Genomic DNA, 13,086 nt, shown 5'->3' on the forward strand with positions numbered 1-13,086 from the left:
ACGAGAACTATAAAGCTAAATTACAAAATATATTCGATTCGAAGCAAAGTGATTACAAAAATTTATGGTTCAGTTATTTCGTCATCCCTGATGATTTCTTTGACAATGGTCTTATTTGTCAGAAGGTACATTATTGGGATAATGAATCCATTGAGAAGCGTAGAAGTCAACAATCCCCCCAGAATAACTTTTGCCATGGGACTTTGTATTTCATTGCCGGGCAAGCTTCCACCTATGGCAAGAGGAATCAGCGCAAGTGCTGTAGTAAACGCTGTCATCAAAATCGGACTCAAACGATCCAAAGAGCCGTGCAGCACGCTATCACGTGCAGAAAATCCTTCGTTTTGCAAATCGTTATAACGAGATATCAGTAACATACCGTTTCTGGTGGCAATACCAAAAAGCGAAATAAAACCGATGATGGCTGGAATGCTGATGTTGCCGCTTGTGAAAAATAGGGTGAAAATTCCACCAATGAGAGCTAGTGGAAGGTTAAGCAAAACAACTGCCGACTGTGTAATGCTTCGGAACTGATTAAACAGCAACAGAAAAATCACCAATATTGAAAAGAGAGAGGCAATGAACAACGTACGAGATGCTTTTTGCTCGCTTTCGAACTGTCCGCCGTACTCAATGTGATACCCCGCGGGCAGTTCTATTTCGCGGTCAATTATTTTCTGAATTTCTTTTACCGCACCGCGCAAATCACCACCGGTTACATTTGCCGACACAACAATTTTGCGGGATACATTTTCACGATTGATGGTATTCGGGCCCATTGCGGACGAAACCTCTGCAATATTTCGCAAAGGAATTTTTCGACCATGTGCATCAATAATCAGATTTCTGATGCTTTCGGCCGTGGCACGGCTGTCATCGTCTACCTTAAGCGTTAGGTCGTATGACCTGTTTTCTTCATAAACCTGGGAGACTACTTCACCACCAAGTATTACTCCGATGGTTTCCGAGAACTCAGACAAGGAAATACCGTATTTTGCCAACAACTCCCGTTTGGGTGTTATTTTCAGTTGTGGGCGTTCCACTTGCTGCTCCACATTCAAATCCACAATTCCGTCAATGCCCTGTATGGAAGACTTGATCTGATTGCCCAACACGAACATCCTGTTCAAATCGGTTCCGAAAAGTTTGATGGCAATATTGGCGCGTGTTCCAGAAAGTATCGCATCAAGCCGGTGCGAAATAGGTTGTCCTATCTCAATATTTACACCGGGAATCTTTTTCATCTTTCCTCGAATTTCGCCAAGAACCTCCTCTTTTGAACGTTTCCTCAACATTATGGGCGCTTCAATTTCCGACACATTCACGCCCAGTGCATGCTCATCCAGTTCTGCACGCCCGGTCTTGCGTCCTACTGTTCTGACTTCGGGAATGGAGAGTAGTATCTCTTCTGCCATTCGTCCTACTTTGTCCGACTCTTGGAGGGAAATTCCGGGCAAAGTACTGACGTTAATTGTAAAAGACCCCTCATTAAAGGGGGGTAAGAAACTACGGCCCAAAGTAAAGAACATGACCAGAGCAACAATTAACAGGAAACCGGCGCCACCCAACACCCATTTTTTATTCCGAAGAGCGCCATAAAGCGCTTTTTCGTAATTTTTCTTTAGCAATCTCACTACGAATGGTTCGCTCTCTTCTTTACCATTTTTAGCTTTTTCTTTGCCTAACAAATAACTACTCAATACAGGGGTAAGCGTAAGCGCCACAAGTGTGGATGCCGCTAAAGAGACAATGAAAGCTATTCCGAGTGGTGCCAGCATACGTCCTTCCATTCCCGACAGAAAAAAAAGCGGAACAAAACTTACTATGATAATTAACGTGGAATTTAGAATGGGCAGCCTAACCTCTTTTGAAGCATTAAAAACCACTTGCAAAACCGTTAGCTGTTCCTCTTTTGGTTTTTGTTTGTTTTCACGCAGTCGTTTAAATACATTTTCCACGTCTACAATGGCATCGTCAACGAGTGAACCAATGGCTATCGCCATACCACCAAGACTCATCGTATTAATTGTCAACCCCATAAACTTTAAAACAAGGATGGCAACAACAAGTGATATGGGAATAGTGATGAGTGATATCAGGGTCGTGCGCACATTCATCAGAAAAATAAAAAGCACAATAACCACGAATATACCACCTTCCAGCAATGCTTTTTGTACATTATTAATCGAACTCTCAATAAAGCGAGACTGGCGAAATATGTCGGTCGACAGCTTCACATCCGCTGGCAACACTTTCTGTAATTCAGCAATTGATCGGTCTAATTTTTCAGTCAGCTCCATTGTACTTGTTGCCGGTTGTTTCGTTACAGTCATCAATACAGCCGGTTTTCCACGCTCTGAGGCTGTACCTAATTTTGGTGCCTTGTTGCCAACCGTAACCTCTGCAATGCTCTCGATTAATATGGGGACGTCGTTCACGATTTTCACAACCGTTTTTTTTAATTCTGACAGGTTATTTGTCGAGAGCATTCCGCGAATAATGTACTCGTTTCCATATTCATTGAGGACTCCTCCCGATGTATTCTGATTCATATTCTTTACCACGTTGAGCACTTCGTCGAGTCTCACATCGTAAAATTTCATTTTTTCAGGATGGAGCAAAATCTGATATTCTTTTATCTCACCACCCAGTACGGCAACCTGCGCTACACCTCCGGTGGAAAGCAGGCGGGGACGGATTGTCCAGTCGGCAATCGTGCGCAAATCGCGCATCGATGTAGTATCGGCAGTAAGTCCGATAATCATTGCCTCGCCCATTATTGAGGATTGCGGCCCCAACGTGGGATTCCCTACGTTGGAAGGCAGGACGTCTCGCACAACTGCCAGTTTTTCCGATACAATCTGTCTTGCTATATAGATATCCGTGTTCCAGTCAAATTCTACCCACACAACGGAAAAGCCGGTTGTAGACGAAGAACGGACGCGCCGTACATCAGTAGCTCCGTTAAGTGCCGTCTCCACAGGAAAGGTGACCAGCCGTTCTACCTCTTCGGGCGCCATTCCCTGTGCTTCGGTCATCACGACAACAGTAGGCGCATTTAAATCGGGAAAAACATCCACTTCCATGTTTGTGGCGGTGTAAATTCCTCCGAACATCAGCAGTACCGATACCACTAATATAACCATCCGGTTATTTAACGAAAATTGAATAATCTTATTCAACATAGTTCTCTGACCTGTTTAAATTAATGAGAGTGTCCTTCGGGTATTACCGATGTGGTTGCCGCCAGTTTAACCTGGTACACTCCTTTGGTTACTACTTTGTCGCCCTGTTTTAGGCCGGTAAGTACTTGAATGCGTGAACCATCACTTTGTCCCAGCGTAACCTCCTGCTTTTTGTACCCTTCTTCGTCGAGCTGGAGGTATAAAAAATAAAGGCCTTGTTCTTCGGTAATAGCCGAAACAGGTACCGAGAGCACATTTTCCTGCGGCAGCGCAAGCAGATAGATTTCGGCAAACGAACCGGGAATAATATCGACAACATTATCAAATTCGAATATTACAGGAATAAAAAAGGAGTGACTGTCCGATGCTTTTCCATACGAAACCAACTGTCCGTTCAGATCGGTAAGCTTATACAATGTATCGTCATATGCCGTTTTGAAGTGAGCACTTTGAATGGCTCGAATGCATCTAAAATAATTTTCGGACACTTCGGCACGGAGTTGCAACCTCTTGTTTTGGGAAACCGTAGCAATAGGCTGTCCGACTGACACAAAATCCCCCTGATTGACATAAATATTTTTTACATATCCCCCAATGGGCGAAGTTACGTTGACGCTGCCCGCTCGGTAGTTTGACGCTTGCGCCTCATATTCCGTTTTAGCAGTTTCGTAACGCAAACGAACCTGCTCAAAATCCTTCACGGAGATAATCTGCTCTTTTACAAGATTCTCGGCACGTAAAAAATCCTTTCTCACGGTTTCGTAAGCTATTTTTGCTTTTGCTACAGGATCCCCTTCGGGTAGATTTTGAGCCGAAACACTGACAACCGTTTCGCCGGCACGAATGGTTGTTCCCGGCGCAATGGAGCGATTGAGAAACGACACGAGTCCGTTTGCAGTGGCAGAAATAGTGGTTTCGTCACCTTGCGAAGAAAGAATTTGTCCACTTGTTTTAACGACCTGCCTGAAGGTACCGGGCAACACTGTTTCTATTGCCAAACCCACCGCTTCGGCCTGTGCTTTGGAAAAATGAATCTCCTCAACATCGCCTGTTCCCTCTTCAGCTTTGCCTGTGTTAATTTTCCCAGTCGTATGCTCATGCTCATCGACTTCCGTGTGTTCAAGAGACTTGGTGGCTTGTTTTTTTTCCTGATTTCTATCCGCATTGCAACCCATGGGTATCAAAACCATTGCGATAAACAAAGTTAAAATGAAAGTTCTCATAAATGGATGATGCTAATGTAAGAAAAATGTAGAATACATGTGTGATGCGAAGTGCCGTTTTTGGAAACAATTTCACAAAAACAGTGCATCAAAAAAATGGAATTATTCGGAAAATAATCCTAAGCGAAGAAATAAGGAGGGCCACGCAACCCTAGCGGATTGTGTTTTTCTAAAGAAGGAACAGAAAATATATATTCACCATAATCGTTTTTTTCATCCGGAAGCAAGACAATCAAATCCGATAAAACAAAAACAAACAGGCTATTACAAAAATCACTGTTTTCAGAATAATTAGACGGGAAAGACTTAATACGAACTCCAAAGTCTGTTTTTTGTGCCACAAAATTAGCATGCACAACACAGTTTGAACTTTCAGAAGCATTATCCGATGCAGGGTTGTGATGATGTGCGTGTTGCTTGTCGCAATTCTGCTCCACCTGCTCTGTCTGGAAGCATGGCATCCCATCATCGTGATGATGATGCGGAACCACGGAAAGTACCAGCATCAACAAGCTAGCAAAAGCGATAACGGATATGGATACAACTCGTTTCAAACAATTATTTTTGACTATTCAACAGCAAAGATATGACTAAATTTTTGCAACTAAGCTGTAAAAATCTTCTTTTGTCAGCAAAGTTAAAAAAAGGTATACGATTCCAAAAATAAAAAAAAGTTTCAACCGGGTTTGCTTTTCGTTGCAAAAATGGGATCAACAGGTCGAAAATTAAACGAAGTGTCGCTCGTTAATTTCCCGGGAAGGAAAACAATTGAATCAACAAACAGGCCGGAGATTTTAACGAAACTATATCGCTGATACAGAACAAATATTATCAATTAGTTGTTAAGAATCTGGCAGACGGAAACGGACTATTTCGTCATACCAGATATACAGAGCCGAGCCTGTTTGGTTACCCTGGTGAGAAAGTGTTTTCATTCGCGAAATGTAGACTGTCAGACCTGTTTGGCACATACTATAGAAAGGGAGCGACTGATTTATTACATTTAAAAATCAACAGCAGTACTCTCACACAGCTGAGAGAGTAGAATTATGTCGATGACACGAAAATGATCAGCAGTTTTAAAACGCTTCAGAAAAATCTTAAAAAAGACACAACGCTGATGCCCACTATAAAAGTGGCATTGGCGGGTGATACGGCAACCCAGTTCCTGGCAACTGCCCTGAAAGGAATGGGGATAGAAAAAGGATGCATAATTGATCTGTTTGAAGCCGAATACAACCAGGTAGAACGTCAGCTCCTCGACAGCACCTCAGAACTTTACGCATTTGCAGCGGATTACATTGTTGTTTTTCAGTCGAGCCATAAATTATTGTCTTTATTCAACAAAATGCCTACAGGCCAGCAACAAGGCTTGGCAGATGAGCGGCTTGCATTCATAAAAAACATCTGTTCTGCAGTTCAGTCGAGGCTTATTTGTTGCAATTATCCGGAAATTGACGATGCTGTTTTCGGGAGTTATTCCAATAAAGTGGAAAGCTCCTTCATCTATCAAATTCGCAAGCTCAACTTGTCGCTGATGGAATTAAGCATGAAGATTCCCAATCTTTTTATCTGCGATATCGCTGCACTTCAAAATAAACTTGGTAGGGATGTCATGTTTCATCCTGCAGTTTACATAGGGAGTGAAATGGTTTTATCGCTCGATGCGGTGCCATATGTTGCGTCACGCATCATGGATATCGTTTGTGCCATCCAAGGAAAATTTAAAAAATGTTTGATACTCGATCTCGATAATACTCTTTGGGGTGGCGTCATTGGTGACGACGGTTACGAAAAGATAGAACTTGGACACGAATTGGGAATAGGGAAAGCATTCACTGAGTTTCAGCAATGGGCTTTAAAACTGAAAAACAGAGGAATTATTTTAGCGATCTGCTCAAAAAACAACCAGGATACAGCCAAAGAGCCCTTCGAGAAACATCCGGAGATGGTGTTGAGGTTAAACGATATTGCTGTTTTTATGGCTAATTGGGATAACAAGGCGGACAATATCCGCCGTATTCAATCAATACTGAATATCGGTTTTGATTCAATGGTCTTTCTGGATGACAATCCCTTTGAGCGAAACATGGTACGTGAAAATATTCCCGAGATTACTGTTCCGGAACTCCCCGAAGATCCCGCCGATTATTTGGAATATCTCTATGGATTGAATCTTTTTGAAACGGCTTCCTTTTCCAGTACAGATGCTGATAGGACCAAACAATATCAAATCGAATCGTTGCGGGTTACCACACAAATGAACTTTACAAATGAAGATGACTTTCTGAAAAGCCTGCAGATGAAGTCCGAGGTAAACCCTTTCAATTCGTTCAATACCCCTCGTGTGTCACAGTTGTCACAGCGCAGCAATCAGTTTAATTTGCGTACCGTACGATATACAGAGGCCGATATAGAACGGATGGCAAAAGATACTCATTTTCAAAGCTTCAGTTTCACGCTATCGGATAAATTTGGAGATAACGGATTAATCTGTGCGGTGGTTTTAGAGAAAAAGGGGACAGAGACAGTTTTTATCGACACATGGTTCATGAGTTGCCGTGTATTAAAACGGGGCATGGAACACTTCACGCTGAATACCATTGTCGATTACGCCAAACAACACGGTTTTAGATTTGTTATTGGGGAATATATACCCACTTCGAAAAACAGCATGGTAGAGGACCATTATCTTAAGCTGGGTTTTATCCCTGTTGATGATCCTTCCCGTCATCTTTTCCGGCTCGAAGTCGACCGTTACGAAACAAAAGTATGTCATATTACGGCATTATAAAAGAAATGTGTATGGAAACACGCGAAATATTTAATCAGCTAAGCGAAATATTCCGGGACCTCTTTGAGGAAGAGTCGCTGACACTTACCCCCCACACCACAGCCATTGATGTTGAAGGATGGGATTCATTGAGCCACATCCAGCTGATAGTGGCAATTGAAAAGAAATTTAAAATAAAATTCTCTTCCCGAGAGATTCTTTCGTGGAAAAATGTAGGTGAGCTGATGGAGAGCATTCAGGCAAAGGTATCTTCATAAAAACTACCGGCCGACAATAATGCTATCCAGTATCAGGCTCAATTTTTTAGCCCCGACATTATTCAAATGGTTGGCATCATAGAAATCATCTTCCGAAAAACGTTGATCTTCTGAAAAGTCATAATAGGAAACATTGCCGTATTTCTCTGCAAAGCGATGACAGAAATCCTTTTGTTGGTTGAGAAACACCCTGTTTTGATTATTTACGTAAGATTTATACAATGGCATATTGACCAATATCACCTTCACACCTCTTTCGGCGCTCTTCAAAATGACCTCTTCCATATATTTTTTATTCAGGGCCATATAATCCGCGTCAATTGCCCTGGATACCATCTCATTATGCCGCAACGCCTCCTCTTTGCCATTATCCCATCCTTCCGGTCGCCGCTCTAACGTATAATTGACTCCGTATCCCGCATCATCTACTGTACGATGGGATTCTTTTTTTAAACCCAGCAGAGTTAAAAAACCGTTGGCTGCTCTTTTAAAAGTGCCGATATTGTGAAAATACAGCTCATAATTATACTTGCCTTCCCACCTGTAGTATTTGCTGCCATAATGAATATTATAATACTTCACTCTCCACCATTCCGGACTATCTTCCAGGGAACCAAAGGGAGACCAATAATCCACACCCATAATCACATATTCCAGCAACGGCATCTTATCAATGAATTTATTAAATATCATATGATCGTACTTCATTGATTGTGAGAGATGGGCAGCATTAAATCCTTTTTTATGGAAATATCGGGGATTCACATCGTGCATGACTGAAGAAGAGCCCAAAGCAAGTATTTCAACTGTGTGGCTATTTTGCGTTAGCCATTGATTTTTGAATGCATAGTCGTTGGGGATTTTTCGAAGTGAGTACTCTGCGACAACCACTATCAATGCAGCAGGAAGCAGAAAATAAAAAACAATCTCAATCAGGTATTTTTTCATTCGATTATTTTCTTAAAATTGCGTATAAATAAAGATTTGCTCTTCACCACTGAGCAACACAATCACAATCAACAACAACCAATAAATGGCATAACGGAGAACTTTGACGGGAAATACTGTCTCTACCTGCAATGCATATTCCCTGTCACGTTGCTTCCATTCAGCCATAAACATAATTGCAGCAAAGAACAAAGATTGGGCAAGAGCACGCAGTCCACTTGCTGTCAAAGCACCCAGATGTGAAAATTGAAACACGTTTCTTACGAAATCAACAAATTGACCGGGCGATTTTGCATTGAACATAATCAGTCCAACGGAAACGAGCAGATAAGTTGTTCCCATTTTTACAAAGTCATTCAAATATGGCAGGCCATATACATTCGCGGTGATTTTTTTCTTTCTACCAAAGGAGCCGGAGAGTATAAGAGGAATGAACAGCAATCCGTGATAAAGTCCAAACAAAGCATATGTCCAGTTTGTGCCATGCCATATACCAATCACAATCATATTGATTATTACTGCCAACATAAGCCCCTCACTGCCCCACCCCCGGAATCTCACATTGAGCGGCATAAACACGTAGTCTGTGACCCACGATGTAAGCGACATGTGCCAGGAACGCCAATATTCGGCCACATTGCGTGCAAAAAAGGGATAGCGGAAATTGACGGCCACACGGAAACCCAATATCTTTCCCACACCGATAGCCATATCGGAATAACCCGAAAAATCGGCATACAGCTGTATGGGGTATACCAGGGCAGCCAAAAGAAGGGTTGTAGCATTCTGGCCGGAAACATTGCTCCACACGTCGCCAAGAAAAAGCACCATGTTATCGGCGATAACCATTTTTTTAAATATCCCCCATACAATCTGACGGGTCCCATCTACCGCCAGCTCATAGTTGAACGAACGTTTTGACTTTAGCTGGGGTATGAAGTCGTTGGGACGGTCAATAGGTCCCGCCAACAAGGTGGGGAAAAAAGCAACATAGGTGGCAAAAGCTACGAAATCGCGTGTGGGTTCAATTTTTCCACGGTGTACTTCAATCACGTAACTGATCATCCTGAAAGTAAAAAAGCTGATACCCAAAGGAAATACAATATTGAATGTAGCCGCATTTACCTTCAGTCCAACGGAAGTGAACAACACTGCGAACGAATCGATAAAGAAGTTCAGGTATTTAAAATAGAACAAGGTGGCCACGCCTGCCATCACACCCAATGTGGTGAACAGGGAGGCTCTTCTTTCGTGACTCCGGCGAATCAAAATCCCCAGGGTGTAAAAAACGACAGTCAATGCAAGCAACAAAGGCAACATCTTGAAATCGGCAATGCCATAAAAAAAATAACTTGCCACAAGAAGAGACACATTTTGAGCGCCTGTTTTTTCTTTTAACGGAAAGTAATAAACCAAAAACAGGATTCCAAAAAATAGCAAAAAAACGAACGAATTGATTGCCATACTTTATACATTTTTACTGTAATACGCATTCAGCATGCCCATTGCCTGCATGATCGTTCACGATGAAACAGGAAGTTTCTATAGTTCGGGACTCTCTCCCGAAACCAACCTGTTAAAGACCGTCAGTTGATAATGTGGGTTGTAATATTTATCGATTATTTCGTACGAGTTTTTTCTCACTTGCTGCCTGTCCATCAGATTCAACCAGTTCTCTATTTTAACTTTAAGATCCTTCGCGTCATTTTCCTTAAAGAAAAAACCGTTATGCCCTGCCTGAATGGCTCCCGATTCGGGCATCTGGTGATACATGTTGTCATGAGTGCATACGGGAGTTCCAAAACTCAACGAATGGATTGCAGTCAAACCTACATTTCCGGGTGATACGCACAAGTCGGACATCGAAAGATACCTGCCATTTTCCTCTTCGTCGTAGCAGGCTCCCGCAAAATACAGCCATCCATTTTGTATTCCTGCTCTCCCCTGTTCCTCCAGATTGTTTTTATAGGCTCCACCTCCAACGATCAACAGGTTTACATTCGTTTGCTTGTCGTTGATCTGATTCACTGCTTGCAAGAGCAGGTCTAGCTTCTTCACGCCGGTCAACCTTCCGATAAAAATGACCACAGGCAAATAAGGGTTCGTAAAAAAAGGGAAAACATCCTTTTTATCGAGAGTCTGAAGTTTGTGACGCAATACTTTATGCGTATCGTAATCCAATGAGTTGAAAAAAACGTAAAGATTATCCGGAGCAAACCCATGTTCAATCATTAGTTTTTTCGCTCTTCTCTCATAAAGCAGATGTTTGTGTGCAAGACTAAAAAACGCTTTTTTAAGAAGCAGTGTGAACCCTTTTTCATTTCCATACAAACCATGTTCCCAAAAAACGACCTTAACTCCACGTAGCCGGCATATTATCGCAGCTACCCACGTGGAGAGTCGGGACATTTCACCGGGGAAAACAGCAAATTCGAATTGACTTTTCACACATTCGCGAACAACTCCTTTTTGCCAAAACAGGACGATGCCTTTCCACCAGTAATTTTTTACTTTGTGAATTTGTTCGCTGTTTGAAGAAAAAGCCTCTCTTTCGAAATCGATTGTTTTCAAAACGTTTGCTTGATCACCGTAGAAAAAATGCACATTCCACTCAGGATTGTTGAGTAGAGCTCTCCAGAGAGGAGCCCTGTAGTGCGGTGCCAGATTCATAAAAAATTTTATCGTTGTCATAAAAAGAGAAGTTCCAAAATAGTCATTCCGTGTGAAAACAACCCGATCAATTATCTTTGGGAAACAAATAAAGCCTCATTACATTCGTGTTCTCATCTATTTCCTTTTCTTTTTCAAAACCAAACCTTCTCATTAATTTGTACGAATTGATATTTTCTTTCAGCACAATGGCATAGAGCGATTCCAATTTTATCGATTTTGCATAATCAATCATATATTGCAATCCCTGAACTCCGATGGTTTTACCCCAGTACTCTTTTTCACCAAGATAACCGAATGCCTCACCATCTTTATCGGTAAGATGCTTGATACCCATCACCCCGATAGGCTTGCCGTTATACCAGATAGATCTTATATAGTAATCGGTTCGGGCCTTCAGGCTTTCGAACCACCTCTCCTGGGACTCCGGATCAAATTCCGATGTAGAGGTTAATTCTTTAATGATAGGATCATTTAACCATTTCCACGACTTCTCCAGTACATCACGATTGAATTCTCTGAATTCAACCTCAAATATTTTTCTATATTCCATAAGTTCTTTTTTAGTGTGTAATATTATGTTGACTTCATTCTGTATATATTTTGGTTATTCCCGTACGATCTCCATTTTATCAGGATTCAAATTTCTTTTAAACAGTTGCCATTTCAAGTAGGTCCCCGATCGCCAGAGCCATTCAAGCGGACCATAAACAAATTGTTTCATCCACCACCTGCTTATCACCACCTGCAGTGTATAGATTGTCAGGCCTAAAGCAAAAAGCAATGCAGGTCCCTTGCCTCCGAAGAACGAGCCGAATCCCCATGCAGAAAAGAAAATTGCACCCAATATATTTTGCATCTCGTAGTTTGTCAGCCCCATGCGTCCGTACGGGGTAAGCAGGCTCAGGTATTTTCTGATACCAGCGACTTGATAAAGGGATATGAAACCGGTTACCAACGCCCCAGACATGGCTATTGTACCGATGTTATTCAAGGAGGACACAAGGAGTGCGATTAGAGGTACGTCACCTTTCTCCGCTCTTAATTTTAGCAAATTAACCGGTGCTTCAGGTCCAATGATTCTGGCTATGAGCACTGCTGCCAGAGAAACGAGCATAAATGCACCAAACAGAACAACATTTCTCTTTTTCCTGATATGTACCTGCTCAAAAAAATGAAGCTTGCCGGCAATGAAACCGGTAATGAACAGTGCCAGTACCAAAAAACCGGTATCGGTATGCAAGAATTGAAACGTTATTTTGTCAATTGTCCGAACGGTTAGATTCTCTTTTGCCGTTTCAAAAAAAATCTGACTCTTTGTTCCGTAATCTCCAGCATTTGATTTCGAAACTTCGGAAGGAGCTGCGGACTTACCTGATATCGTCATACCGGTGTCAAGGATGGAACGCTCCGTTTTTATCTGATCGAAACCGATTATAAATAAGTTCGGAACGCCTGTGAATATCAAAAATACAATGAGCATAAGAATCCAGTTTCTCAAGGGAAACAAGAAGACCAGAATCACCCCGAACAGTGCGTAAATAGTAAGTATGTCGAGATAAGTAAAACTTATCCCTATGAGGCCTATTGCAAACAGCAACAACATACGCCACAAAAAACGGCCACGAAAATCCACACCTTTTTTTGAGGCTCTTTCCATCTGGATGTAAAAACTCAATCCGAAAAGAAAGGAAAAGATACTTATAAATTTCCCCCTGATTGTCATGTCTGAAAACCGATCAATAAATATATCCAATACAGAAGGAGACAAATTATGCGATAAGCTGGTGAAGGTATAACCAAAATAATCCAGCATGTGCATAAGAATAACTCCCAGCAATGCAAAACCTCTTAAAGCGTCAATAACTTCGATCCTTTGGAAAGGAGTAGAAGCGGTTCTATTTTCCTTCATCGTGTCGGTTGTTATTTGGTTTTTCTTACCAGGTTCCTGGCCGTACCATGATTAAAATAAAGACAAAATCAGCTCTACTTCTGTTCCTGATCTTTAA

At 41.9% G+C, this 13,086-nt stretch carries 10 protein-coding genes; 2 read left to right on the forward strand and 8 right to left on the reverse strand.

The features are described 5' to 3' along the window. Nucleotides 1-62: 62 nt before the first annotated feature. The 3 genes from B3Z75_RS08035 to B3Z75_RS08045 all read right to left on the reverse strand — a co-directional run bounded on the left by B3Z75_RS08035 (nucleotide 63) and on the right by B3Z75_RS08045 (nucleotide 4,962). Nucleotides 63-3,185 (reverse strand): efflux RND transporter permease subunit, encoded by a 3,123-nt coding sequence (locus B3Z75_RS08035; RefSeq protein ID WP_294069774.1) that lies wholly within the window; start codon nucleotides 3,183-3,185, stop codon nucleotides 63-65. A 20-nt stretch (nucleotides 3,186-3,205) separates the two neighbouring features. Further along, nucleotides 3,206-4,408, reverse strand: a complete 1,203-nt coding sequence (locus tag B3Z75_RS08040) for an efflux RND transporter periplasmic adaptor subunit (protein ID WP_294069777.1) — start codon at nucleotides 4,406-4,408, stop codon at nucleotides 3,206-3,208. 119 nt (nucleotides 4,409-4,527) lie between these two features. Further along, the gene (locus B3Z75_RS08045) at nucleotides 4,528-4,962 is read right to left on the reverse strand and encodes a DUF6769 family protein (protein ID WP_294069780.1); all 435 of its coding nucleotides are present in this window, start codon (nucleotides 4,960-4,962) and stop codon (nucleotides 4,528-4,530) included. Between the two features lie 566 nt (nucleotides 4,963-5,528). On the opposite strand from B3Z75_RS08045, the gene B3Z75_RS08050 reads away from it, so the two are divergent. Both B3Z75_RS08050 and B3Z75_RS08055 read left to right on the forward strand, forming a co-directional pair. Then, nucleotides 5,529-7,202, forward strand: a complete 1,674-nt coding sequence (locus B3Z75_RS08050) for an HAD-IIIC family phosphatase (protein ID WP_294069783.1) — start codon at nucleotides 5,529-5,531, stop codon at nucleotides 7,200-7,202. Nucleotides 7,203-7,213: 11 nt separating this feature from the next. Further along, nucleotides 7,214-7,459 (forward strand): acyl carrier protein, encoded by a 246-nt coding sequence (locus tag B3Z75_RS08055; RefSeq protein ID WP_294069786.1) that lies wholly within the window; start codon nucleotides 7,214-7,216, stop codon nucleotides 7,457-7,459. Between the two features lie 3 nt (nucleotides 7,460-7,462). On the opposite strand, the gene B3Z75_RS08060 is transcribed toward B3Z75_RS08055, so the two are convergent. The 5 genes from B3Z75_RS08060 to B3Z75_RS08080 all read right to left on the reverse strand — a co-directional run bounded on the left by B3Z75_RS08060 (nucleotide 7,463) and on the right by B3Z75_RS08080 (nucleotide 12,989). Further along, entirely contained in the window at nucleotides 7,463-8,407 is a 945-nt protein-coding gene (locus B3Z75_RS08060; RefSeq protein WP_294069790.1) for a hypothetical protein, read from the reverse strand. 12 nt (nucleotides 8,408-8,419) lie between these two features. Then, the gene (locus B3Z75_RS08065; protein WP_294069793.1) at nucleotides 8,420-9,871 is read right to left on the reverse strand and encodes an MBOAT family O-acyltransferase; all 1,452 of its coding nucleotides are present in this window, start codon (nucleotides 9,869-9,871) and stop codon (nucleotides 8,420-8,422) included. A 78-nt stretch (nucleotides 9,872-9,949) separates the two neighbouring features. Continuing rightward, nucleotides 9,950-11,098 (reverse strand): glycosyltransferase, encoded by a 1,149-nt coding sequence (locus B3Z75_RS08070; protein WP_294069796.1) that lies wholly within the window; start codon nucleotides 11,096-11,098, stop codon nucleotides 9,950-9,952. A gap of 46 nt (nucleotides 11,099-11,144) precedes the next feature. After that, a complete protein-coding gene (locus B3Z75_RS08075) occupies nucleotides 11,145-11,630 on the reverse strand; it encodes a GNAT family N-acetyltransferase (RefSeq protein WP_294069799.1) in 486 nt (161 codons plus the stop codon). A gap of 54 nt (nucleotides 11,631-11,684) precedes the next feature. Further along, nucleotides 11,685-12,989 (reverse strand): DUF418 domain-containing protein, encoded by a 1,305-nt coding sequence (locus tag B3Z75_RS08080; RefSeq protein ID WP_294069804.1) that lies wholly within the window; start codon nucleotides 12,987-12,989, stop codon nucleotides 11,685-11,687. Between the last annotated feature and the right edge of the window lie 97 nt (nucleotides 12,990-13,086).

The organism is Proteiniphilum sp. UBA1028 (assembly GCF_002316955.1).
GTDB lineage: Bacteria > Bacteroidota > Bacteroidia > Bacteroidales > Dysgonomonadaceae > Proteiniphilum.